Below are 23,458 nucleotides of genomic sequence, written 5' to 3'. Positions count from 1 at the left end.
ACTGATAGTCTGGAATTCGGTAGTGTCATGTACGCTATTCAAACAATAAAAAAGGGCCCGGCTGTTCATGTTTTCAGGACTTTTAATCATTCTGGTTCCACTGATTGTGGGCTATCTCATTCCACTGCGACATAAAGCCGCATTACAACTCATTAACCGGCTACTGAGCTGGATCGTGTATCTTATTCTCTTTTTTATGGGAATAAGCCTGGCGTTTTTGGATAACCTCGCCAGTAATCTGGTGGCGATTTTTCATTATTCCGCCGTCAGTATTACGATTATTTTATTGTGTAATATCGCCGCCTTATTGTGGCTGGAACGTATCCTCCCGTGGCGTCACCATCATCAGCAGGAAAAACTGCCTTCGCGTATTGCCATGGCGCTGGAGTCGCTACAACTGTGCGGCGTAGTGGTATTGGGGTTTGTTATCGGCCTGAGCGGACTCTCTGTTTTACAGCACGCCACCGAAGCCAGTGAATATACGCTGATCTTTTTATTGTTCCTGGTGGGGATTCAGCTACGAAATAGCGGCATGACCTTAAAGCAAATTGTGCTTAACCGCCGGGGAATGATGGTCGCGGTCGTTGTCGTGGCAAGCTCATTACTGGGCGGCGTGATTAATGCGTTTATCCTGGACTTACCGCTAAAAACCGCCCTGGCGATGGCGTCAGGTTTCGGCTGGTACTCTCTTTCCGGTATTTTGCTGACGGAGTCGTTTGGACCGGTTATCGGCAGCGCGGCATTTTTTAACGATCTGGCCCGCGAGCTCTTAGCCATTATGCTTATTCCCGGTCTGGTTCGCCGCAGCCGTTCAACGGCGTTGGGCCTGTGCGGAGCGACCTCAATGGACTTTACGTTGCCGGTATTACAGCGCTCCGGCGGCGTAGAGATTGTTCCGGCGGCTATCGTACATGGCTTTATCCTCAGCCTGCTGGTCCCCCTCTTAATGGCGTTCTTCTCGGCCTGATACCTCTTTGGCGGTAGGCATCTGCCGCCAAAATTGCGCTAAATCAATCTCCTTGCACATTATGGCAGAAATCCCTTTTATCCCTTTGTTCACAGGCATAATCTTAAACATGTATATTAAATATAACTTTAAAAGGTGTGACCATGTTTTGTGTGCAATGTGAACAAACCATCCGTACACCAGCCGGAAACGGCTGCTCCTACGCGCAGGGAATGTGCGGTAAAACGGCTGAAACGTCCGATCTGCAGGATCTGCTGATTGCGGCTTTGCAAGGTTTGTCTGCCTGGGCGGTGAAGGCCCGTGAATATGGCATCATTAATCACGACGTTGATAACTTTGCGCCGCGCGCGTTTTTCTCCACGCTGACCAATGTTAACTTCGACTCTCCGCGTATCGTCGGCTACGCCCGTGAAGCGATTGCCTTGCGTGAAGCGTTGAAAGCGCAGTGCCTGAGCGTGGATGCCAATGCGCATTGCGACAATCCGATGGCCGATCTGCAACTGGTTAGCGACGATCTGGGCGAACTGCAACGTCAGGCGGCGGAATTTATCCCGAATAAAGACAAAGCCGCCATTGGCGAGAATATCCTCGGCCTGCGTCTGCTGTGCCTGTACGGTCTGAAAGGCGCGGCGGCGTATATGGAACACGCGCACGTTCTCGGTCAATACGACAACGACATTTACGCCCAGTACCACAAAATCATGGCCTGGCTCGGCACCTGGCCTGCTGATATGAACGCGCTGCTGGAGTGCGCAATGGAAATCGGCCAGATGAACTTCAAAGTGATGAGCATCCTGGACGCCGGTGAAACCACCAAATACGGTCACCCAACGCCGACTCAGGTCAACGTCAAAGCGACTGAAGGCAAGTGCATTCTGATCTCCGGTCACGATCTGAAAGATCTCTACAACCTGCTGGAACAGACCGAAGGCACCGGCGTTAACGTCTACACTCACGGTGAAATGCTGCCCGCACACGGCTATCCGGAACTGCGTAAATTCAAGCATCTGGTCGGTAACTACGGCAGCGGCTGGCAGAATCAGCAGGTCGAATTCGCCCGCTTCCCTGGCCCAATCGTGATGACTTCTAACTGCATTATCGACCCGACCGTGGGCAGCTATGACGACCGTATCTGGACCCGTAGCATCGTCGGCTGGCCGGGCGTTAGCCATCTTGAAGGCGATGACTTCGGGCCGGTCATTGCCCAGGCGCAGCAGATGGCGGGCTTTCCGTATAGCGAAATTCCGCATCTCATCACCGTCGGTTTTGGCCGTCAGACCCTGCTCGGCGCTGCCGATACGCTCATCGATCTGGTCAGTCGTGAAAAACTGCGCCACATCTTCCTGGTCGGCGGCTGTGACGGCGCGCGCGGCGAGCGTAACTACTTTACCGATTTCGCCACCAGCGTACCGGATGACTGCCTGATCCTGACCCTGGCGTGCGGTAAATACCGTTTCAACAAACTGGAGTTCGGCGACATCGAAGGGCTGCCGCGTCTGGTCGATGCCGGTCAGTGTAACGATGCTTACTCCGCGATTATCCTGGCGGTGACGCTGGCGGAAAAACTGGGCTGCGGCGTCAACGATCTGCCGCTATCGCTGGTGCTCTCCTGGTTTGAGCAGAAAGCGATCGTGATTCTGCTGACGCTGCTGTCATTAGGCGTGAAAAATATTGTCACCGGGCCGACCGCACCAGGCTTCTTCACGCCGGATTTGCTGGCTATCCTCAACGAGAAGTTCGGTCTGCGTTCCGTGACCACCGTTGAAGAAGACATGAAGCAATTGCTGAGCGCGTAAGGAGGCCAATGATGACGATGCCAACCTCACAATGTCCCTGGCGAATGCAGGTGCATCACATCCGTCAGGAGACGCCGGATGTATGGACAATTGCGCTATTATGCCATGACTACTACCCTTACCGCGCCGGGCAGTATGCGCTGGTGAGCGTGCGTAATTCAGCGGAAACGCTGCGCGCCTACACCCTTTCGTCTACGCCGGGCGTCAGTGAATATATCACGCTGACCGTTCGTCGGATTGAAGATGGCACGGGTTCACAGTGGTTGACCCATGACATCAAGCGCGGCGATTACATCTGGCTGTCTGATGCAATGGGCGATTTTACCTGTGACGATAAAACAGAAGATAAATTTCTGCTGCTCGCCGCCGGTTGTGGCGTAACGCCAATCATGTCGATGCGTCGCTGGCTGGCGAAATACCGCCCGCAGGCCGATGTGCAGGTCATCTTTAACGTCCGTTCGCCGGATGATGTGATTTTTGCCGACGAGTGGCGACAGTATCCGGTCACGCTAGTGGCGGAAAATCATGCCACGGAAGGTTTTGTCGCGGGCCGTCTGACCACGGAATTGTTACAGAGCGTACCGGATTTGGCATCGCGCACCATCATGACCTGCGGCCCGGCGCCCTATATGGATTTCGTCGAACAGGGAGTGAAAGCGCTTGGCGTAACGCGCTTCTTTAAAGAGAAGTTCTTCACGCCGGTGGCGGAAACGGCAACCAGCGGCCTGAAATTCACCAAGCTACAGCCAGAGCAGGAATTTTATGCCCCGATCGGTACGACGCTGCTGGAGGCGCTGGAGAGTAATAAAGTACCGGTTGCCGCTGCCTGTCGGGCAGGTGTTTGCGGCTGCTGTAAAACCAAAGTCGTTTCCGGCGACTATACGGTGAGCAGCACCATGACGCTGAGCGAGGCGGAGATTGCCGAAGGTTACGTACTGGCCTGCTCCTGCCATCCGCAGGGCGATCTTGTTCTCGCATAATCGGTAAACGCTCCATTATAGGCCCGGTAAGCGTTAGCGCCACCGGGCGATTTACCACTCGCTTCATCCTTTCGCCCCTCTCTCCGCCAAAGAAAAACGTCATCGTCATCTTCAACTAAACTTGTAACCGTTATCACATTTAAGGAGATGGAGAACCATGAAACAAACCGTTGCTGCTTTTATCGCCAAAACGCTGGAACAGGCTGGCGTAAAACGAATCTGGGGCGTCACTGGCGACTCCCTGAACGGCCTGAGCGATAGTCTTAATCGTATGGGAACCATTGAATGGATGCCAACCCGCCACGAAGAGGTCGCCGCTTTCGCCGCCGGCGCACAAGCGCAGCTTACCGGCGAGCTGGCAGTGTGCGCCGGTTCATGTGGACCGGGCAACCTGCACCTGATCAATGGCCTGTTTGATTGCCACCGTAACCACGTCCCTGTTCTGGCGATCGCCGCCCATATTCCGTCCAGTGAAATCGGTAGCGGTTATTTCCAGGAGACCCACCCGCAGGAGTTGTTCCGTGAATGCAGCCACTATTGCGAGTTGGTTTCCAGCCCGGAGCAGATCCCGCAGGTACTCGCCATCGCCATGCGCAAAGCGGTGCTAAATCGCGGCGTCTCCGTGGTCGTACTTCCGGGTGACGTGGCGCTGAAACCCGCGCCTGAAAACGCCGTCACCCATTGGTACTATGCCCCGCACCCCGTCGTTACGCCGGCGGAGGAAGAGCTGAAAAAACTGGCGCAACTGCTGCGCTACTCCAGCAATATCGCATTGATGTGCGGTAGCGGCTGCGCGGGCGCGCATGAGGAGTTGGTCGCGTTGGCGGCAAAACTAAAAGCGCCAATCGTTCATGCCCTGCGCGGCAAAGAGCACGTTGAGTACGATAACCCTTATGATGTGGGAATGACCGGCCTGATTGGCTTCTCTTCTGGCTTCCACACCATGATGAACGCCGATACGCTGATCCTGCTCGGCACCCAGTTCCCCTATCGCGCCTTTTATCCGAGCGATGCCAAAATCATTCAGATTGACATCAACCCGGGCAGTATTGGCGCGCACAGCAAAGTCGACATGGCGCTGGTGGGCGATATTAAAGCCACGCTTCGCGCCCTGCTGCCGCTGGTGGAAGAAAAAAGCAATCGTAAATTCCTCGATAAAGCTCTGGAGCACTATCGGGACGCCCGTAAGGGACTTGATGACTTAGCCAAACTCAGCGATAAAGCCATCCATCCACAATATCTGGCGCAACAAATTAGCCATTTCGCCGCTGACGACGCTATTTTTACCTGCGATGTCGGCACGCCGACCGTCTGGGCGGCCCGCTATCTAAAAATGAACGGCAAGCGCCGCCTGCTGGGCTCGTTTAACCACGGGTCAATGGCCAACGCTATGCCGCAGGCGCTCGGCGCTCAGGCTACCGCGCCGGGTCGTCAGGTTATCGCGATGTGCGGTGATGGCGGCTTCAGTATGCTGATGGGCGATTTTCTCTCGGTGGTACAGATGAAGCTGCCGATAAAAATCGTCGTCTTTAATAACAGCGTGCTGGGCTTTGTGGCGATGGAAATGAAAGCTGGCGGCTACCTTACCGACGGTACCGAACTGCACGACACCAATTTCGCGCGTATCGCCGAAGCCTGCGGCATTACCGGTATTCGCGTGGAAAAAGCCGCAGACGTGGACGGAGCGCTACAGCGCGCGTTTTCCATTGACGGCCCGGTACTGGTTGACGTGGTCGTGGCAAAAGAAGAGCTGGCGATCCCGCCGCAGATCAAACTGGAACAAGCGAAAGGCCTTAGCCTGTACATGCTGCGCGCCATTATTAGCGGCCGCGGCGATGAAGTGATCGAACTGGCGAAAACGAACTGGCTAAGGTAAAACAGTGCACATCACCTTTTAAAATCCAGGGATGTGCCATGATTGATTTACGCAGTGATACCGTTACCCGACCGAGCCGTGCCATGCTCGAGGCGATGATGACCGCTCCGGTCGGGGACGACGTATACGGCGATGACCCTACCGTTAACGCCCTTCAGCGCTACGCCGCCGACCTTTCCGGTAAAGAAGCGGCGCTTTTTTTACCCACCGGCACCCAGGCCAATCTGGTCGCGCTGCTTAGCCATTGTGAACGCGGCGAAGAGTATATCGTTGGTCAGGGCGCGCATAATTATCTCTATGAAGCTGGCGGCGCGGCGGTGCTCGGCAGCATTCAGCCGCAGCCCATCGACGCCGCCGCGGACGGTACGCTGCCGCTGGAGAACGTGGCGGCGAAGATTAAAGCGGATGACATCCACTTCGCGCGCACGCGCTTGCTCAGTCTGGAAAATACGCATAACGGGAAAGTGCTGCCGCGCGCGTATCTGAAAGACGCCTGGACATTTACCCGCGAACGTGGACTGGCGCTGCACGTTGACGGCGCCCGAATTTTTAACGCGGTGGTTGCCTACGGCTGTGAGTTAAAAGAGATTACGCAGTATTGCGACTCTTTTACCATCTGCCTGTCAAAAGGTCTCGGAACGCCGGTCGGTTCACTGCTGGTCGGCAACCGCGATTACATTAAACGCGCGACGCGCTGGCGTAAAATGGTCGGCGGCGGAATGCGTCAGGCCGGGATTCTGGCAGCGGCCGGACTGTATGCGCTGAAGCATAACGTGGCGCGTCTGCAAGAGGATCATGATAACGCCGCCTGGCTGGCGCAGCAGCTTCGGGAAGCGGGCGCGGAGGTCATGCGCCACGAAACGAATATGCTGTTTGTTCGCGTTGGCGAAGCACAGGCCGCCGCGCTTGGCGACTATTTGCGGGAACGGAATATCCTGATTAACGCCGCGCCGATTGTGCGTCTGGTGACGCATCTGGATGTCTCTCGCGAACAGCTTACCGACGTCGTCGCCCACTGGCGCGCCTTTTTAGCCCGCTAAGGAGAGCAACGTGGCGCAACGCATTCTGGTTCTCGGTGCCAGCGGCTATATCGGCCAGCACCTGGTCTTTGCGCTAAGTCAGCAAGGGCATCAGGTGCGAGCGGCGGCGCGACGCATCGAACGTCTGGAAAAACAGCGCCTCGCCAACGTCAGTTGTCATAAGGTCGATCTGCACTGGCCGGAAAATTTACCCGCGCTGCTTCGCGACATTGATACCGTTTACTATCTGGTACACGGCATGGGCGAAGGCGGCGATTTTATCGCCCATGAGCGTCAGGCGGCGCTCAACGTGCGCGACGCGCTGCGCCAGACGCCGGTTAAACAACTTATTTTCCTCAGTTCACTGCAGGCACCGGCGCATGAGCAATCCGATCACCTGCGCGCCCGCCAGCTTACGGCTGACACGCTGCGCGACGCAGGCGTACCGGTGACGGAATTACGCGCCGGGATCATCGTCGGCGCAGGCTCCGCCGCCTTCGAAGTCATGCGCGACATGGTTTACAACCTGCCAATACTCACGCCGCCGCGCTGGGTGCGTTCGCGCACCACGCCCATCGCTCTGGAAAATTTACTCTACTACCTGGTCGGCTTACTGGACCACCCTGCTCGCGAGCATCGTATTCTGGAAGCCGCCGGGCCGCAGGTATTAAGTTATCAGCAGCAGTTTGAACGTTTTATGGCCGTCAGCGGTAAACGGCGTCCGCTGATCCCGGTGCCTTTTCCGACCCGCTGGATTTCGGTCTGGTTTTTAAACGTCATTACCTCCGTGCAGCCAACTACCGCAAAAGCGTTAATCCAGGGATTAAGGCACGATTTGCTGGCCGATGACGCCGCGTTAAAAAAGTTGATCCCCCAAACGCTTATCACCTTTGATGACGCCGTTCGCCGCACGCTGAAAGAAGAAGAAAAACTGGTGAACTCCAGCGACTGGGGCTACGACGCGCTGGCCTTCGCCCGCTGGCGTCCCGAATACGGCTATTTTCCAAAGCAGGCGGGCTTTACCGCGCAGACCCCGGCCAGCCTATCGGCGCTATGGCAGGTCGTAAATCGGCTGGGTGGCAAAGAGGGCTATTTTTTCGGCAATATTTTGTGGCAGACGCGCGCCGCGATGGACCGTCTGGTGGGGCATAAACTGGCGAAAGGCCGCCCGTCGCATACCTTGCTCAAGCCTGGCGATACGGTAGATAGCTGGAAAGTGATCATTGTCGAACCAGAAAAACAGCTCACGCTCTTGTTTGGCATGAAAGCGCCGGGTCTGGGGCGGCTTAGCTTCACGCTGCACGATAAAGGCCGCTACCGCGAAATTGACGTGCGCGCCTGGTGGCATCCACACGGAATGCCGGGCCTGATTTACTGGCTACTGATGATCCCGGCGCACCTGTTTATTTTCCGGGGAATGGCAAGGCGTATTGCCCGACTTGCAGAACAAATCACAGAAAAATGAGAAAAAGTTGCTGTATTCTTTCGTGTTTCCCATTGCATACCGACGTAATTCACGGAAGAATGCGCACGACGGTTTATTAAACACAGTGGATTGATATGAAGGTACTGGTTACCGGCGCCACCAGCGGCTTAGGTCGAAACGCGGTTGAATTTTTGCGCAATAAAGGCATCAGCGTCAGAGCGACGGGTCGCAATGAAGCGATGGGCAAGCTGCTTGAAAAAATGGGCGCGGAATTCGTCCATGCGGATTTAACCGAACTGGTCTCCTCGCAGGCTAAAGTGATGCTTGCCGGGATCGACACGTTGTGGCACTGCTCCAGCTTTACCTCGCCCTGGGGAACCCAACAGGCTTTCGATCTGGCGAATGTTCGCGCCACCCGCCGTCTGGGAGAATGGGCGGTCGCCTGGGGCGTGCGCAATTTTATTCATATCTCCTCTCCCTCGCTCTATTTTGATTACCACCATCACCGTGATATCAAAGAAGATTTCCGTCCGCATCGGTTTGCCAATGAGTTCGCCCGCAGCAAAGCCGCTGGCGAAGAGGTGATTAATCTGTTGGCGCAGGCCAATCCGCAAACACGTTTTACGGTATTGCGTCCGCAAAGCCTGTTTGGCCCGCACGATAAAGTATTTATCCCACGTCTGGCGCATATGATGCACCATTACGGTAGCGTCTTATTACCGCACGGGGGCAGCGCGCTGGTCGATATGACCTACTATGAAAATGCGATCCACGCCATGTGGCTGGCCAGCCAGCCGGGCTGCGATCATCTGCCTTCTGGCCGCGCTTATAACATCACTAACGGCGAAAACCGCACCTTACGCAGCATCGTACAAAAGTTAATTGATGAACTGACTATCGACTGCCGCATTCGCTCTGTGCCTTACCCGATGCTGGATATGATCGCCCGCAGTATGGAGCGCTTCGGCAAAAAATCCGCCAAAGAGCCCCCGCTAACGCATTACGGCGTGTCAAAACTGAATTTTGATTTTACGCTCAATACGACTCGCGCGCAGGACGAGCTGGGCTACCAGCCCATCATCACGCTGGACGAAGGCATTGAGCGCACCGCCGCCTGGCTGCGCGATCACGGAAATTTACCGCGTTAATCCTGGCCGTACTTCTCCAGTAATGCTTCGGCAATCGCCTGCGTTTCGGCATCTGCGATACCGTTCCATTGCGCCGGACGGAAGTGCATCTGGAACGCCATAATCACCCGCTGTTGCTCGCGCGCCGTCATATCGGCTTTGACTTCATAGCCATAGCGCGAGAGTAACGCAAGCACCGTTGCGGTATCGACTGGCGTATACGGCGCGCGTCCAGCCAGATAAAACGCCACACGCTGGGCGTCAGGCCAGGCGCCAATCCCCTGTGCCGCCAGCTCGCGCCACGGGAAGCGCGGGCCGGGATCGTCTTTACGCTGCGGCGCGATATCCGCATGGGCCACCACATTCTGCGGTTTGATGTCATAGCGCGCGATAATGTCCTTCGCTAACGGAATCAATGCCTGAATTTGCGCGGATTCAAACGGCGCGAAAGATTTCACCCCGCCGGACATTCGCCAGCCGCGATTTTCCAGCTCAATGCCAATAGACGTATCATTGAGACGCGTGGCGCCTCGCCAGAAACTGACGCCCGCATGCCAGGCCTGATCCTGTTCCGGCACCAGTTGCCAGATGCGCGGTTTACCGCCATATAATGGCGGGGTTGCGGGAATCAGGTAATGCGAACTGACGTTGCGGCCCGTTAACGTCGCCAGCGAAACGTCAAAGTTTTCCGCCGTATAGTGAATCACCAGGACTTTAATGCGCGGATAGGCCGCCTGCGCCCGATGTCGGGTATCAAGCTGATATCCCTCTTCATCGATAATTCCTTTTTCGCTCGCGCAGCCTGTTAACAGCAACGCAAGACCCACCAGCCACAGTAGCGCTCTCATCGGCGCGTTTTCACCGCCGTTCCGCTGACGCTGACCATCAGCATACTGCCATCCTTGCCGACAGTTTCGTAATCAATATCGATGCCTACCACCGCATCGGCGCCCAACGCTTTAGCCTGCTCGCCAAGTTCCTGAAAAGCGATTTCACGCGCTTTACGCAGCTCTTTCTCATACGCGCCGGAACGTCCGCCGACGATATCCCGAATGCCGGCGAAAAAATCGCGGAAAATATTGGCGCCTAAAATGGCTTCGCCCGTTACCACACCGCAATACTCCACGATGCTTTGTCCTTCCAGCGTTGGGGTTGTTGAAAACTGCATAGTGAATCTCCCGGGTTAGCTAAGCACACGATCTCAAACGCATTATCAAGCTGATACGCTATCATTGAAAGGATATAATTGATTATCGTAGATCGGTTTTTGCTCGATCGCCTATAAGGAAATCATCATGCGCTATTCTAAACTCTCTTTGCTCATCCCGTGCGCGCTTCTGCTTAGCGCCTGTACGACCGTCACTCCCGCCTACAAAGATAATGGCCCGCGTATCGGCGCGTGTGTGGAAGGCGGCCCGGACAGCGTGGCTCAACAATTTTACGACTACCGTATTCAACACCACAGCAATGATATCGCCGCGCTTCGCCCCTACTTGAGTGATAACCTGGCGAAATTGTTGACCGACGCCAGCCGCGATACGGAGCACCGCCAGTTGATGAGCGGCGATCTGTTCTCCAGCCGCGCTACGCTGCCGGATAGCGCCAACGTCGCCAGCGCATCAACCATTCCGAACCGAGATGCGCGCAACATTCCTCTGCGGGTGGCGTTAAAACAAGGCGATCAAAGCTGGCAGGATGAAGTGCTTATGATTCACGAAGGCTCATGCTGGGTGATTGACGACGTTCGCTATCTGGGCGGAGATGTCCATGCCCCTGCCGGTACGCTGCGCCAGTCGATAGAAAACCGTTAACAGACAGTATTCCCCCGCTTTTGCACCCATAACCCCGTAAATTGTCTGGCATTCTGCCCGGGATGCCGACAATTCTTCTTACCTACTATTCCTCCTGCTATTTTGTGCTATGTTTAGGGAAGAATGTGGGATATATTTAACTTTTAACGCATAAATATTGCATAACTATTCTGCGAAAGGTACTATCTGCGGCTTCAATAGCTATCAGACTGCCAGTATACGAGTGTCAATGAGTATTCAATTAAACGGCATTAATTGCTTTTACGGCGCGCATCAGGCGCTGTTCGATATCACGCTGGATTGCCCCGAAGGCGAAACGCTGGTGTTGCTTGGCCCAAGCGGGGCGGGTAAAAGTTCGCTGCTGCGTGTACTCAATCTGCTTGAGATGCCGCGCTCCGGCACTTTGACTATCGCCGGGAACCATTTTGACTTTACGAAAACGCCGTCCGATAAGGCGATTCGTGAGCTACGTCAAAATGTCGGAATGGTCTTTCAGCAATATAATCTTTGGCCGCATCTCACCGTTGTGCAGAATCTGATTGAAGCGCCCTGCCGCGTACTGGGTCTGACAAAAGATCAGGCGCTGGCGCGCGCAGAAAAGCTGCTGGAGCGTTTACGTCTGAAGCCCTATAGCGATCGTTATCCGTTGCACCTTTCCGGCGGTCAGCAGCAGCGCGTCGCGATTGCCCGCGCGCTGATGATGGAGCCGCAGGTGCTGCTGTTTGATGAACCGACCGCCGCGCTGGACCCGGAAATTACCGCTCAAATCGTCAGCATTATTCATGAGCTGGCGGAAACGAACATTACTCAGGTGATCGTTACGCATGAAGTCGAAGTGGCGCGTAAGACCGCCAGTCGTGTGATTTATATGGAAAATGGTCACATCGTCGAGCACGGTGATGCGGGTTGCTTTGCCCACCCTCAGACCGAAGCGTTCAAAAACTATCTCTCTCACTAAGATTCGGGACAATGACAATGAAAAAAGTTCTGATTGCCGCGCTAATTGCAGGCTTTAGCCTTTCCGCTACAGCAGCCCAGACCATTCGTTTTGCGACCGAAGCGTCCTATCCGCCGTTCGAATCGATGGATGCTAATAACAAGATTGTCGGCTTTGACGTCGACCTGGCCAACGCGCTATGTAAAGAGATCGACGCCTCCTGTACCTTTACCAATCAGGCGTTCGACAGCCTGATCCCCAGCCTGAAATTCCGCCGCTTCGACGCTGTAATGGCGGGAATGGATATCACGCCGGAACGTGAAAAGCAGGTGCTGTTTACCACGCCATATTACGACAACTCCGCGCTGTTCGTGGGTCAGCAGGGCAAATACACCAGCGTTGATCAACTGAAAGGCAAGAAAGTCGGCGTACAGAACGGTACGACGCACCAGAAATTCATCATGGATAAGCATCAGGAAATCACCACCGTACCGTATGACAGCTATCAGAACGCGAAGCTGGATCTACAAAATGGCCGTATCGACGCTGTTTTCGGCGACACGGCGGTCGTGACCGAATGGCTGAAAGCCAATCCTAAGCTGGCGCCGGTCGGCGATAAAGTCACCGATAAAGATTATTTCGGCACCGGCCTGGGTATCGCGGTACGTCAGGGCAACACCGAGCTGCAGCAGAAATTCAATACTGCGCTGGAAAAAGTGAAGAAAGATGGGACTTACGAGACCATCTATAACAAATGGTTCCAGAAGTAATCTTTGATGAACGAATTTTTTCCTTTAGCAAGCGCCGCCGGGATGACCGTCGGCCTTGCCGTCTGTGCGCTGATCATTGGCCTCGCGTTAGCCATGTTCTTTGCCGTCTGGGAGTCCGTAAAATGGCGCCCGATTGCCTGGATAGGCTCCGCGCTGGTCACTATTTTGCGCGGCCTGCCGGAAATTCTGGTGGTGCTGTTTATCTATTTCGGCTCCTCGCAACTCCTGCTTACGCTGTCTGACGGGTTTACCCTCCATCTCGGCTTTACGCAGATCCCGGTGCAAATGGAGATTGAGAACTTTGACGTCAGTCCGTTCCTGTGCGGCGTGATTGCGTTGTCCCTGCTGTATGCGGCCTATGCGTCGCAGACGCTACGCGGCGCGCTGAAAGCCGTTCCGTCTGGTCAGTGGGAGTCGGGTCAGGCACTGGGATTATCAAAGACGGCGATTTTTTTCCGTCTGGTGATGCCGCAGATGTGGCGTCACGCCCTGCCAGGGCTGGGTAATCAGTGGCTGGTGTTGCTAAAAGATACGGCTCTGGTCAGCCTTATCAGCGTTAACGATCTGATGTTGCAGACCAAAAGTATTGCCACACGCACCCAGGAACCGTTTAACTGGTACATTATTGCGGCGGCTATTTACCTGGTCATTACGCTGATCAGTCAGTACATTCTCAAACGCATAGACCTGCGCGCGACACGTTTTGAGCGGAGGCCGGACTAATGCTTGAGTACTTACCTGAACTGCTAAAAGGGCTACACACCAGCCTGACGCTGACCGTGGCTTCTATTGCCGTCGCTTTGGTGCTGGCGTTAGTTTTTACCATTATCCTGACGCTAAAAACGCCGTTCGTGGTGTGGCTGGTGCGCGGCTATATCACGTTGTTTACCGGTACGCCGTTGTTGGTGCAAATTTTCCTAATCTACTACGGACCCGGTCAATTCCCGACCCTGCAAGAGTATCCACTACTCTGGCATCTACTGTCTGAACCGTGGCTGTGCGCACTGATCGCGTTGTCGCTAAACAGCGCCGCTTACACGACGCAGCTATTTTATGGCGCGATTCGCGCGATTCCGGAAGGTCAGTGGCAGTCCTGTGGCGCGCTGGGGATGAGTAAGAAAGATACGCTGGCGATTTTGTTGCCCTATGCGTTTAAACGCGCCCTCTCCTCCTATTCTAATGAGGTAGTACTGGTCTTCAAAAGTACCTCGCTGGCCTATACCATCACCTTGATGGAAGTCATGGGGTACAGTCAGTTGCTCTATGGTCGTACCTACGATGTGGTGGTATTTGGCGCGGCAGGCGTAATTTACCTGGTCGTCAACGGTCTATTGACGCTGATGATGCGTTTGATTGAGCGTAAAGCCCTGGCGTTTGAGCGGCGCAATTAACCCGGCAGGATAAGGCATTCTCGCCTCCGTTCGACAATGGTCAGATGGCGCTGCGCTTATCAAGCCTACGATGCATAATTTTGAATAAATCTGACGGACAAGTGGTTAACCTGTCCGTCTTTTTTATCCATTTTAAAATATTTAATCATTTTTATTGCATATAAATTCAATTAATGGCATTGTAAATCTATGCCGCAGACACGGCGCATAATCATAAGATTACGGGAGTGACATCATGAAAAAGTTAGTTCTGGCTGCATTACTCGCCTCTTTCGCCACTGGCAGCATCGCCGCTGAAAAAATCAATTTCGGGGTTTCCGCCACCTATCCCCCGTTTGAATCCCTGGATGCGAGTAATAAAATTGTGGGCTTCGATATCGATCTGGCAACCGCATTATGCAAGCAAATGCAGGCAGAATGTACTTTTACCAATCATGCTTTCGATAGTCTTATCCCGGCGCTGAAATTCAGAAAATATGATGCCGTCATTTCCGGAATGGACATTACCCCGGAGCGCAGTAAGCAGGTCGCCTTTAGCAATCCCTATTATGCGAACTCCGCGCTGGTGATTGCCAAAAAAGACACCTATAAAACCTTTACCGATCTAAAAGGTAAGCGTATCGGTATGGAAAATGGCACCACGCATCAAAAATATCTCCAGGATAAACATCCGGAGGTCAAAACCGTGGCCTACGACAGCTACCAGAATGCGATTATCGACCTGAAAAATGGCCGTATTGACGGCGTCTTTGGCGATACCGCAGTGGTCAATGAGTGGCTGAAAACGAATCCGCAACTGGGTCCGGCAACAGAGAAAGTGACCGATCCGCAATACTTCGGTACCGGACTTGGCATCGCGGTGCGCCCGGACAATAAGGCGTTGCTGGAAAAACTGAATAATGCGCTGGCCGCCATTAAAGCGGACGGCACTTATCAGAAAATTAGCGATCAGTGGTTCCCGCAGTAAGACATATGTGATTAGCCCACCGTGTTGCGAAATGGCAGTATAAATACCTTATTCAGCCCACGGGCCGCCATCGGAAACTATCCTGGCCTGATAAGCGCAGCGCCATTGAGCATTCTACAGTTTGTCATCAGTCTCAAACGCCTGCATCAACAGGCGATTCGGACTAATACTTGCCGGGTGACGCTGACGCGTACCCGGCTTACAACATTGTTACGTTTTAGATAACATCCAGACCCAGACGGCGATACTGCTCCGCCGGAGCATCATTTTCTTTCATCAAACGGATAAGTAAGTTGATCATCCTTGCTTCGATGGCCTCATCATGAATAGGATGTTGCTGCTGCGGATCGTCTCTGAGATCAAACAAGAGATGACCAAAGCTATTCACACCTTTATATTTTTCCCTGGCCGGAATACGTAATACCTGAAGCCCTTTAGTGAATTTAAACGGAGGCGCCAGAGATAATTTTCCCAGTTCATCCACGTCATAACGCGCATTCATCTTGATCGGCATTAACGTGTAGTTCGCAATGTCATGCTCACGCCCCGGCTGCGCGGCCCGCATATAAACATAGCGTCCGTCGGTAACATTAACATGTCCGCTAAACACGCCAAACAGCGCGCCTTCCCTGACGGGTTCATCACTGGCAATGACTTTCGCCAGCGGTTGGCCCTGCATATCTGCGGGAATAGGTTGCTGAAAATAATCCAGTAGCGTTGGCGCCCAGTCAATCATCTGCACCAGCGACTGCCGTCGCGCTCCGCATACCGCGCTGCGCGGGTCCCAGATAAACAGCGGGTTATTCGCCACCTCGTTATAATAGGGCATTTGATTTTTAGCCCACCAACCGTGCTCCCCCAGCAAGAAGCCGTGATCGGTACCGACAATCAGCATCGTATCGCGCCAGAGATCGTGTTCATCCATCAGATCAAGGATACGTCCCAGATTGCGGTCGCACATGGAAACCAGGGCCCGATAACGACAGCGAATATGCGCTATCGCCTCCTCGCTTTCACTGACTTTGCCGCGCGGCCAGTCATAATGCGGGCCTTGCCACTCATCGTCATAGAGCGATAAATATTCCTCGGTGGTATAAAACGGCTCATGCGGATCGAACGTCTCAACCTGCAATAACCAGTTATCTTCGGCATGATTTTTATGGATAAAATCGCACCCGGCGTCAAAAACTTTCGTCTGGGGAAAATCGGCTTCCTGCTGGATGTATTCGCGGTTCGCCCAGTCATGACGCCATAGCCCGGAAACGCCGCCTCCGGTTTGTTTTTGTGGAACGCGCAGTACTTCCGGAATGGGCGGCTCGCCAACGCTCGCCTTCCAGTGATCGCCCTCCTGACCGCGTACTACGTCCCAGGAGCTATAGCGGTTATGGTAGTTACCGCCGCCGTCTTCCCAGTAATGCAGATGATCGCTGATAAGATGGGTGTAGATCCCCGCTTTTTTCAATAATTCCGGCATGGAATCATCAAAGGGTTCCAGCGGCCCCCACTCACGATGCAGGAAATTATAGCGCCCGGTGTGCAGTTCCCGACGGGCTGGCATACAGGGCATACTGCCGACATAACTATTGTCAAAGGTGGCGGCATGTGCCGCCAGGCGTTGAAAGTTAGGCGCTTTCGTTAGCAAATCGCCATAGGGCGGCAAATAGTTTTTATTCAGACTGTCAAACAGCAGAATAATCGCTTTCATGACTCACCCTCATTTGTTGAGCAGGTGCGGAAAATTTTTCTCTACCACATCGTAAATCTGTTTACCTATTGATTCGCCATCCATGATATTTTCAATGGGAATGAGATATTGTCCGTGTTTAGGATCGAGGCTAACAACATCAAGCAATTTTTTCGAAATCGCATAAATATCTGCCCAGTCGGTAAATCCACCGACCTCTCCCGCTGCCGTATGCTCCATATCAAAAGAGAAGTCATATTTTGCTAACGCTTTTTTAACAACAGTCTGTAACATTACGCTACTGCCTACACCATAACCGCATACGAATAAAATATTTACAGAATCTTTCATAATAAAATCCTTTATATAAACCGAATCAATTAAATGGAATAAGGACCAAGATGGAACGTTGAAGCAATAAATTTCAGTAATTCACAAATTGCAGGCCACAGAGTCGCCCAGTCAAATATTCCTGTCCAGCCCACACCTTCTTTTGCCAGCCCGGTTAAAGGAATGGCCCATACCGTACCGAAAGTCTGAATAATCCCTAACAGGAAAGTACAAATAATAACGGAACGATATCCCCCCATTCGGTTGGCTAATACGCCGATGGGACCGCCGGAAAAGAAGAGCGGAACAAAACCAGGCAGTACCATAATAGGGCTATGGATGAGCAGCAGAATGCCCATGGAAAAAATCGTGCCGAAAGTACAAAAGACGAATCCCAGCGTGGCCGCGTTAGGCGAAAAAGGTAATAAAGCAGCAACATCCACAGCCGGTATGGCGTTAGGAATAAAGCGATCCTGCCATCCTTTAAACGAACCGTTAATTTCACCAACCATCATCCGCACGCCCTGCAGCAAGATGACCATATACATAGAGAATTGCAGGCCCAGATTGATGATATAGATATACCAGGGTTTGCCTTTCGCCATTAACTGTACGTTATCGATCCCTGTCGCCAATAGAAAACCGCCAACGAAGAGCGTCATCACAATGGCGATTGCCGTCACGTTGTGGTTAAAAATGGCTAACCAACCGGGAAGTTTCAGGTTTTCGGCGTCATGCTTTTCCGGATCGCCGAATTTATGCGCGAATTTCGAGAAAAACCACAGTCCCAGCATCTGGTTATGCGCAATGGTAAAACCGGCGTTATTGGTCACTTTGGCGATGGGTTTAACAATAAGTGTAGTTGAAAACGCCCAAAAGACCCCGGTCAATACCCCGGCAATTACAATGGATTGTACCCAACCGAACCCCAGCCAGAAGACGATTAACCACAGTACTGCCTGTGAATGAGAGACCCCGGTATTACCGGTAAGAAATATACCTTTTGCGCCGGTATAACGGCCAAATAAAACTAATAACAGGTTAGTAAAAAACGCCAATACAAAAACGTATCCTACATAGCCGAAATTATCGCCCAGCGCTATTTGCGTCGCGGCTTTCATGGCGTATGAATCCATTAAGTATCCATGCACGCCATAAGCCTTGCTGACTGCCTCTGCAACCGGTTTAAAAGTAGCTGAAAATTGAAAGCCGCCAAATAACACCATCATCAAACCGACCATCGCGCTGATCATACCGGTGATAATTTTTATAGGCGTCTTTTTATCCAGCGCATAGCCAACACCGACTAATATCCCAATTAATATTGCCGGTTCAGTTAAAAACGTTTGAATAACATCTATAAATTTGGCAAACATCGTCTGAACGCCCTCCATAAGCGTGCCTATTCGTTGTCATGATTGACCCCTTTACTGACGTTACGTATTGCTTCGCTGATGCTATTGAAAGTTACCCGATAAACCACCTTGTCTGATTTTGCCTTACACGCACTGTAATAATCAAAAATAGTCATTAAAAGATTTAAAGTGATTATTTGTGATTTGATTTGCAAAAATAGGATAATATATAAATACAACCAATTGAATTAAATAATCAATTGGTTGTATTTATTATTTTTATGAAATAGTTAAGGGATAAAAATAAATACTGTGAATATATTATATTGACCTGCGCAGTAACGCTAAAACCTCATAATGCGCGGTATGCGGGAACATATCGAAAAGCTGAACACGTTGAATACGGTAGTTCGGCAGATGGCGAATATCCTGCGCCATCGTCTGCGCGTTACAGCTTGAATAAATGATAAAACGCGGCGCCATTTGTGCAAGGTAATCGCACAACGGCTTGCCAATGCCGCGGCGGGGAGGATTCACCAATACCAGGTCGGGCGTTTCGCCTTGTGCGATGGCGAATTGGGTGGAATCCAGCGCCTGGAAATGAAGGCGGGTCAATCCCAGCTCGGCAGCGGATTGCTTCGCGCAGGCAATCGCCTCCGGCGCGATCTCAATACCGGTTAATTGCATCTGCGGCGTCGCGCAGTGCAGGCCGAATCCGCCCACTCCGCAAAAAAGATCCCACATATGGCGTACCGGCAGTTGCCCTACCCAATCGCGCGCCGTTGCATATAATCGGCTGGCGACCGTAGGGTTGGTCTGAAAGAAACTTTGCGGGCGAATCCACAGCGGCACATCGTTAAAACGTTCCACCAGCGCCTGCTGATCCGTCAGGTAGATTTCCGTCTCCCCTTCCATAATCGCCATATGTACCGGCTGGATATTTGCGGTGATCACTCTGAGCTGCGGCAGTTGCGCGCGCAGCCACGGTAACGCCGCGCGCAGTTGCGTAAGTTTGGTTTCTGAACGCAACACGAAGCGTAGCATCATACCGCCATCGAACTGGCTTTCCGTCAGCAACAGGTATTTCAGTTCGCCGCGTTTTCGCGCCACGTTATAAGGCGTGAGTCCAGCACGGGCAATAAAAGGTTTTAGCGCGCTGAATACGGGGGCAAAGGAGGCGGGATACAGCGGGCAGCCGCAAAGATCGACCGGCGTACCGTCGCGATGCAGCATCCCGAAGAGCGGTTTTTCTACACTACCGCTCACGACCATTTTCGCTTTGTTGCGGAAATGCTGTTCCGGGCCGCCAATCGGCGCGCACCACTGTTCAACAGGCAGCCCGGCGAGCAAACGATGTAAATCGGCTGTTTTTGCGGAAAGTTGTTCGTTAACCGACTGCGTAATCCATTGACAGGAACGGCAGCGACCCGCGTCATAGAGTGCGCACTGCATACCAAAAAACCTTCATATTATCCGGGGCGACGATTATACACATTATTGCAGCCGGAAGAACCGACGGCTGGGAGCGGGAATAAACAGCAGAAACAGAATTAAAAGATCGGGGAGTTTTTGCATGACCAGGGAATGCAGGATATCACGCTTCGATTCTCCCGCGATGCTAAACAACTCCGGATACCCGTAGCCTAACGACGCCGCCCACAGATACCCACTTACAATAATTTGTGTCGCCAGGTACACCCAACGCGCCCAGCTACGGCCTTTCACCAGCGAAAACGCACAATAAATTTCAACAAAGACCAGCACTAAGCTTGCCAGAAAGACCAGGGTTAAGCTCCACGTCTGCACGCTGCGATGAATAAACTCGCCCATCCCGCGTATGCCGAGGGTATTCATAATCATCAGCACATCGAGACCGCGAATCAAAATAATCGCCATAGCCGCAACCTGCACCAGCGTAGGCACATTTAAACGGGCATGTGATGAGGTTGATTGCTTTATAAATCCCAATGAATGTCTTCCCTGAAAATGATGCCGCGACCCGCGCGGCAACGCATTGCCATAGAGGAAGATTTTAGTGGCTTCAGCCGCGTCTTGCACGCTGGATATCGCGAATCCGCTGTTTTTCCGCTCGCGCCATCAGGTACCAGGCAATAAATCCGACGATTCCTACCACGCCGAGGATTAACGTCGCCAGCGCGTTGATTTCCGGGTTCACGCCCATGCGCACGCTGGAGAAAACCAGCATCGGTAGCGTGGTGGCGCCGGGACCGGAAACGAAGCTGGCAATCACCAGATCGTCAAGGGAAAGCGTAAAGGCCAACAGCCAGCCCGAGATCACCGCTGGCATGATCATCGGTAACGTAATGACAAAAAAGACCTTCAACGGCGCCGCGCCAAGATCCATCGCCGCCTCTTCAATCGAACGATCCAGTTCGCGTAATCGCGAAGCGATCACCACTGCCACGTAGGCGGTACAGAAAGTGACATGCGCCAACCAGATGGTCAGCATCCCGCGATCGGAGGGCCAGCCGATAGCATGACCGAGCGCGACAAACAGCAGCAGCAGCGACAGCCCGGTAATCACATCCGGCATCACCAGCGGCGCGGTGATCATAAACGCAAAGCCGTTTGCGCCGCGAAATCGTCCAAATCGCACCATCACCACCGCAGCAATAGTACCGAGCACCACCGCCATCGTCGCCGCACAGGCGGCAATTGTCAGGCTTAGTCCCACTGCGCTCATCATGGCGGTATCCCGAAAGAGCTCGCCATACCAGCGCGTCGACCATCCCGCCCACACCGTCACCAGCTTCGAACTGTTAAACGAGTAAATCACCAACATTAACATCGGCGCATAGAGAAAAGTAAACCCCAGCACCAGAATCAGAATGCGCCAGGGCGAGCGAACGACCGGTAAGTTATTCATCCGTGCTCCCCCACACTTTTTTGCTGATGTTTATGGAACCACATGATCGGTACTATCAGCAGCAGCAACATAATAATGGCGACCGCAGAAGCCACCGGCCAGTCGCGGTTATTGAAAAACTCCTGCCACAGGACGCGACCAATCATGATACTGTCCGGCCCGCCAAGCAGTTCCGGGATCACGAACTCGCCCACCGCCGGGATAAAAACCAGCATCGAGCCGGCGATGATTCCGCCTTTGGTGAGCGGGACAATGATGCTAAAAAATGTTTTCAGCGGTCGGGCGCCGAGATCCAGCGACGCTTCCACCAGCGAATAATCAATGCGCGTCAATGCGGTATAAATGGGCAGTACCATAAACGGCAGATAAGCATAAACAATGCCGATATAGACGGCCAGGTTAGTGTGCAGGATCGTCAGCGGCTGATCGATAACCCCTAGCCACAGCAACACATTGTTCAGCACACCGTTGTTTTTCAAAATGCCCATCCAGGCATAGACGCGTATTAAAAAAGACGTCCACGAGGGCAGAATCACCAACAGCAGCAGGATATTGCGCGTGGAGGGCTTGCTGTGCGCCACCGCCCACGCCAGCGGGTAGCCCAACAGCAGGCAGCAGATTGTGGAAATACCGGCAATTTGTAACGATTGCAGATAGGCTTCGAAATAGAGCGGATCGTCGGTCAGTTGCAAAAAATTGCCGAGGTTGAGCGTAATCGACAACTGACCGTCAGCCCATTCCAGCAGATCGGTATACGGCGGGATCGCCCGCGCCATTTCCGCCAGGCTTATCTTAAAGACGATAAGAAACGGCAGTAAAAACAGCAGAATGAGCCAAATATAGGGCAAAGCAATAACCAGCTTACGCCCATGTTTCATTTGCATTCGCGCCAACCATAGCGCCGCGCCGCCAGGTTTACTGATGCGTGCCGGAGGTTCAAGTGTGCTCATGTTTCCCCCTTATACCGTCAGGACCACGCAGCTATCCGCTTCCCAGCACAAACGCACTTCATCGCCCCAGGTCGGTAACCCTTTCCGGTAACGGTGCGCATTCTGCAGTTGAGCGCTGATCATCTGCCCGCTTTTTAGCCGCACATGATAAATAGACAGATCGCCGAGATACGCAATATGCGCCACTTCGCCGACGGCGAAATTATAGCCATCGGCAGGCGGCGACTCACACAGCATGACTTTTTCCGGACGTAGCGCCACATATACCGGCACATTATCAACGACAGAGGCATCTGCATCGACTTTTAACGGATGAACCAAACCGGGCGCGTCAATGACCAGACCGTCCTCCTCACGCGCTTTCAGTAAGCCCTCAAAAACATTTACCGATCCGATAAATTCGGCGCTATAGCGGGTCGTCGGATGCTCGTAAATCTCCTCCGGTTCGCCAATTTGCACAAATTTTCCACGGTTCATGATGGCAATGCGCCCCGCCATCGTCATCGCTTCTTCCTGATCGTGCGTCACCATGACGCAGGTCACGCCGACGCGCTCAAGGATATCCACCACTTCAAGCTGCATCCGGTCGCGTAATTTTTTATCCAGCGCGCCCATCGGTTCATCCAACAAGAGCAGCTTAGGACGTTTCGCCAGGCTGCGCGCCAGGGCCACGCGCTGGCGCTGACCGCCGGAAAGCTGATGCGGCTTACGTTTTGCAAACTCCTGCATGTGCACCAGACCCAGCATCTCATTGACGCGGCTGGTAATCTCCGCCTTCGGCAGTTTGTCCTGCTTCAGACCAAAAGCGATGTTCTGCTCTACCGTCATATGCGGAAACAACGCATAGGACTGAAACATCATATTAATCGGACGCTGATACGGCGGAACATGCGCCAGATCGACGCCGTCGAGCATAATTTGCCCGCTGCTCGGCGGTTCAAAACCTGCCAGCATCCGTAGCAGAGTCGATTTTCCACAACCTGACGCGCCCAGCAGGGCAAAAATCTCGCCTTTATAGATAGTCAGACTGACATCATCGACAGCATGTTGCCTGTCGAATGACTTCGTCAGGTTGCGAATTTCCAGAAGCGGCGTCAGCGCTTTACGGGTTTTCACCTGCGGGCGGTGGGGGACATCATTCACAAGGCGCTCTCCGGCATAACACAATCAAACGATACAAACGGT

The 23,458-nt window shown here is 53.1% G+C and carries 23 protein-coding genes; 13 read left to right on the top strand and 10 right to left on the bottom strand.

All coding sequences use genetic code 11. The features are described 5' to 3' along the window. Positions 1 to 67 precede the first annotated feature (67 nt). The 7 genes from ACLJRU_RS13430 to ACLJRU_RS13400 all read left to right on the top strand — a co-directional run bounded on the left by ACLJRU_RS13430 (position 68) and on the right by ACLJRU_RS13400 (position 9,212). On the top strand, positions 68 to 967 hold the full coding sequence (locus ACLJRU_RS13430) for a lysine exporter LysO family protein (RefSeq protein WP_000491118.1): 900 nt from the start codon (positions 68 to 70) through the stop codon (positions 965 to 967). A gap of 143 nt (positions 968 to 1,110) precedes the next feature. Further along, positions 1,111 to 2,763: a hydroxylamine reductase gene (gene hcp / locus ACLJRU_RS13425; protein ID WP_000458777.1), complete on the top strand. Its 1,653-nt coding sequence runs from the start codon at positions 1,111 to 1,113 to the stop codon at positions 2,761 to 2,763. Positions 2,764 to 2,774: 11 nt separating this feature from the next. Continuing rightward, positions 2,775 to 3,743, top strand: a complete 969-nt coding sequence (gene hcr, locus ACLJRU_RS13420; protein WP_187790649.1) for an NADH oxidoreductase — start codon at positions 2,775 to 2,777, stop codon at positions 3,741 to 3,743. Positions 3,744 to 3,900: 157 nt separating this feature from the next. After that, a complete protein-coding gene (gene poxB / locus ACLJRU_RS13415) occupies positions 3,901 to 5,619 on the top strand; it encodes a ubiquinone-dependent pyruvate dehydrogenase (RefSeq protein WP_023234768.1) in 1,719 nt (572 codons plus the stop codon). Positions 5,620 to 5,657: 38 nt separating this feature from the next. Next, entirely contained in the window at positions 5,658 to 6,659 is a 1,002-nt protein-coding gene (gene ltaE / locus ACLJRU_RS13410; protein WP_000566422.1) for a low-specificity L-threonine aldolase, read from the top strand. A gap of 10 nt (positions 6,660 to 6,669) precedes the next feature. Then, positions 6,670 to 8,103 carry an SDR family oxidoreductase gene (locus ACLJRU_RS13405; RefSeq protein WP_001539589.1) on the top strand — a complete coding sequence of 478 codons (1,434 nt, stop codon included), beginning with the start codon at positions 6,670 to 6,672 and terminating at the stop codon, positions 8,101 to 8,103. Between the two features lie 95 nt (positions 8,104 to 8,198). Further along, positions 8,199 to 9,212: an NAD-dependent epimerase/dehydratase family protein gene (locus ACLJRU_RS13400; RefSeq protein ID WP_001539588.1), complete on the top strand. Its 1,014-nt coding sequence runs from the start codon at positions 8,199 to 8,201 to the stop codon at positions 9,210 to 9,212. Here the strand turns inward: ACLJRU_RS13400 and ACLJRU_RS13395 are convergent. Next, the gene (locus ACLJRU_RS13395; protein ID WP_001202283.1) at positions 9,209 to 10,039 is read right to left on the bottom strand and encodes an N-acetylmuramoyl-L-alanine amidase; all 831 of its coding nucleotides are present in this window, start codon (positions 10,037 to 10,039) and stop codon (positions 9,209 to 9,211) included. The genes ACLJRU_RS13400 and ACLJRU_RS13395 overlap by 4 nt on opposite strands. Continuing rightward, positions 10,036 to 10,359: a heavy metal-binding domain-containing protein gene (locus tag ACLJRU_RS13390; protein WP_001160725.1), complete on the bottom strand. Its 324-nt coding sequence runs from the start codon at positions 10,357 to 10,359 to the stop codon at positions 10,036 to 10,038. Before ACLJRU_RS13390 ends, ACLJRU_RS13395 begins: the two co-directional genes overlap by 4 nt. Positions 10,360 to 10,486: 127 nt before the next feature. Between ACLJRU_RS13390 and ACLJRU_RS13385 the strand changes: the two genes are divergently transcribed. The 6 genes from ACLJRU_RS13385 (at position 10,487) to artJ (ending at position 15,067) form a co-directional block, all read left to right on the top strand. After that, positions 10,487 to 11,002: a lipoprotein gene (locus ACLJRU_RS13385; RefSeq protein ID WP_001270724.1), complete on the top strand. Its 516-nt coding sequence runs from the start codon at positions 10,487 to 10,489 to the stop codon at positions 11,000 to 11,002. A gap of 229 nt (positions 11,003 to 11,231) precedes the next feature. Then, entirely contained in the window at positions 11,232 to 11,960 is a 729-nt protein-coding gene (gene artP / locus ACLJRU_RS13380) for an arginine ABC transporter ATP-binding protein ArtP (RefSeq protein ID WP_000027186.1), read from the top strand. A 17-nt stretch (positions 11,961 to 11,977) separates the two neighbouring features. After that, complete coding sequence (gene artI / locus ACLJRU_RS13375) at positions 11,978 to 12,709, top strand: arginine ABC transporter substrate-binding protein ArtI (protein ID WP_000756588.1); 732 nt, start codon at positions 11,978 to 11,980, stop codon at positions 12,707 to 12,709. A gap of 6 nt (positions 12,710 to 12,715) precedes the next feature. After that, on the top strand, positions 12,716 to 13,432 hold the full coding sequence (gene artQ / locus ACLJRU_RS13370; protein ID WP_001001677.1) for an arginine ABC transporter permease ArtQ: 717 nt from the start codon (positions 12,716 to 12,718) through the stop codon (positions 13,430 to 13,432). Beyond that, the gene (artM, locus tag ACLJRU_RS13365; protein WP_000895396.1) at positions 13,432 to 14,100 is read left to right on the top strand and encodes an arginine ABC transporter permease ArtM; all 669 of its coding nucleotides are present in this window, start codon (positions 13,432 to 13,434) and stop codon (positions 14,098 to 14,100) included. Before artQ ends, artM begins: the two co-directional genes overlap by 1 nt. Positions 14,101 to 14,335: 235 nt before the next feature. After that, on the top strand, positions 14,336 to 15,067 hold the full coding sequence (gene artJ / locus ACLJRU_RS13360; protein ID WP_000737538.1) for an arginine ABC transporter substrate-binding protein ArtJ: 732 nt from the start codon (positions 14,336 to 14,338) through the stop codon (positions 15,065 to 15,067). Positions 15,068 to 15,284: 217 nt separating this feature from the next. Here artJ and ACLJRU_RS13355 read toward each other — a convergent pair whose 3' ends face one another. The 8 genes from ACLJRU_RS13355 to potG form a co-directional block, all read right to left on the bottom strand. Then, positions 15,285 to 16,772, bottom strand: coding sequence for a sulfatase (locus ACLJRU_RS13355; RefSeq protein ID WP_000644018.1), 1,488 nt, complete (start codon positions 16,770 to 16,772; stop codon positions 15,285 to 15,287). A 9-nt stretch (positions 16,773 to 16,781) separates the two neighbouring features. Beyond that, positions 16,782 to 17,102 carry a PTS sugar transporter subunit IIB gene (locus tag ACLJRU_RS13350; RefSeq protein ID WP_000655399.1) on the bottom strand — a complete coding sequence of 107 codons (321 nt, stop codon included), beginning with the start codon at positions 17,100 to 17,102 and terminating at the stop codon, positions 16,782 to 16,784. Between the two features lie 29 nt (positions 17,103 to 17,131). Beyond that, positions 17,132 to 18,475, bottom strand: coding sequence for a PTS sugar transporter subunit IIC (locus ACLJRU_RS13345; protein ID WP_000399323.1), 1,344 nt, complete (start codon positions 18,473 to 18,475; stop codon positions 17,132 to 17,134). A 282-nt stretch (positions 18,476 to 18,757) separates the two neighbouring features. Continuing rightward, positions 18,758 to 19,888, bottom strand: a complete 1,131-nt coding sequence (rlmC, locus tag ACLJRU_RS13340) for a 23S rRNA (uracil(747)-C(5))-methyltransferase RlmC (protein WP_001149779.1) — start codon at positions 19,886 to 19,888, stop codon at positions 18,758 to 18,760. Between the two features lie 42 nt (positions 19,889 to 19,930). After that, a complete protein-coding gene (locus ACLJRU_RS13335) occupies positions 19,931 to 20,404 on the bottom strand; it encodes a YbjO family protein (RefSeq protein WP_000505788.1) in 474 nt (157 codons plus the stop codon). A 73-nt stretch (positions 20,405 to 20,477) separates the two neighbouring features. Next, entirely contained in the window at positions 20,478 to 21,323 is an 846-nt protein-coding gene (potI, locus tag ACLJRU_RS13330; protein WP_001061629.1) for a putrescine ABC transporter permease PotI, read from the bottom strand. Beyond that, positions 21,320 to 22,273 (bottom strand): putrescine ABC transporter permease PotH, encoded by a 954-nt coding sequence (gene potH / locus ACLJRU_RS13325; protein WP_000105453.1) that lies wholly within the window; start codon positions 22,271 to 22,273, stop codon positions 21,320 to 21,322. The genes potI and potH overlap by 4 nt, the downstream gene beginning before the upstream one ends. A 9-nt stretch (positions 22,274 to 22,282) precedes the next feature. Beyond that, positions 22,283 to 23,416, bottom strand: coding sequence for a putrescine ABC transporter ATP-binding subunit PotG (potG, locus tag ACLJRU_RS13320; RefSeq protein WP_011264233.1), 1,134 nt, complete (start codon positions 23,414 to 23,416; stop codon positions 22,283 to 22,285). Positions 23,417 to 23,458 lie beyond the last annotated feature (42 nt).

The organism is Salmonella sp. SAL00653 (assembly GCF_046552515.1).
GTDB lineage: Bacteria > Pseudomonadota > Gammaproteobacteria > Enterobacterales > Enterobacteriaceae > Salmonella > Salmonella enterica.
The sequence above is the reverse complement of the archived record's forward strand: the minus strand, read 5'-3'. Positions and strand labels throughout refer to the sequence as shown.

Coding starts and splice junctions, on each gene's coding strand:
- ACLJRU_RS13430 (WP_000491118.1), top strand. CDS start 68: ATGTTTTCAGGACTTTTAATCATTCTGGTTCCACTGATTGTGGGCTAT.
- hcp (WP_000458777.1), top strand. CDS start 1,111: ATGTTTTGTGTGCAATGTGAACAAACCATCCGTACACCAGCCGGAAAC.
- hcr (WP_187790649.1), top strand. CDS start 2,775: ATGACGATGCCAACCTCACAATGTCCCTGGCGAATGCAGGTGCATCAC.
- poxB (WP_023234768.1), top strand. CDS start 3,901: ATGAAACAAACCGTTGCTGCTTTTATCGCCAAAACGCTGGAACAGGCT.
- ltaE (WP_000566422.1), top strand. CDS start 5,658: ATGATTGATTTACGCAGTGATACCGTTACCCGACCGAGCCGTGCCATG.
- ACLJRU_RS13400 (WP_001539588.1), top strand. CDS start 8,199: ATGAAGGTACTGGTTACCGGCGCCACCAGCGGCTTAGGTCGAAACGCG.
- ACLJRU_RS13395 (WP_001202283.1), bottom strand. CDS start 10,039: ATGAGAGCGCTACTGTGGCTGGTGGGTCTTGCGTTGCTGTTAACAGGC.
- ACLJRU_RS13390 (WP_001160725.1), bottom strand. CDS start 10,359: ATGCAGTTTTCAACAACCCCAACGCTGGAAGGACAAAGCATCGTGGAG.
- ACLJRU_RS13385 (WP_001270724.1), top strand. CDS start 10,487: ATGCGCTATTCTAAACTCTCTTTGCTCATCCCGTGCGCGCTTCTGCTT.
- artP (WP_000027186.1), top strand. CDS start 11,232: ATGAGTATTCAATTAAACGGCATTAATTGCTTTTACGGCGCGCATCAG.
- artI (WP_000756588.1), top strand. CDS start 11,978: ATGAAAAAAGTTCTGATTGCCGCGCTAATTGCAGGCTTTAGCCTTTCC.
- artQ (WP_001001677.1), top strand. CDS start 12,716: ATGAACGAATTTTTTCCTTTAGCAAGCGCCGCCGGGATGACCGTCGGC.
- artM (WP_000895396.1), top strand. CDS start 13,432: ATGCTTGAGTACTTACCTGAACTGCTAAAAGGGCTACACACCAGCCTG.
- artJ (WP_000737538.1), top strand. CDS start 14,336: ATGAAAAAGTTAGTTCTGGCTGCATTACTCGCCTCTTTCGCCACTGGC.
- ACLJRU_RS13355 (WP_000644018.1), bottom strand. CDS start 16,772: ATGAAAGCGATTATTCTGCTGTTTGACAGTCTGAATAAAAACTATTTG.
- ACLJRU_RS13350 (WP_000655399.1), bottom strand. CDS start 17,102: ATGAAAGATTCTGTAAATATTTTATTCGTATGCGGTTATGGTGTAGGC.
- ACLJRU_RS13345 (WP_000399323.1), bottom strand. CDS start 18,475: ATGGAGGGCGTTCAGACGATGTTTGCCAAATTTATAGATGTTATTCAA.
- rlmC (WP_001149779.1), bottom strand. CDS start 19,888: ATGCAGTGCGCACTCTATGACGCGGGTCGCTGCCGTTCCTGTCAATGG.
- potI (WP_001061629.1), bottom strand. CDS start 21,323: ATGAATAACTTACCGGTCGTTCGCTCGCCCTGGCGCATTCTGATTCTG.
- potH (WP_000105453.1), bottom strand. CDS start 22,273: ATGAGCACACTTGAACCTCCGGCACGCATCAGTAAACCTGGCGGCGCG.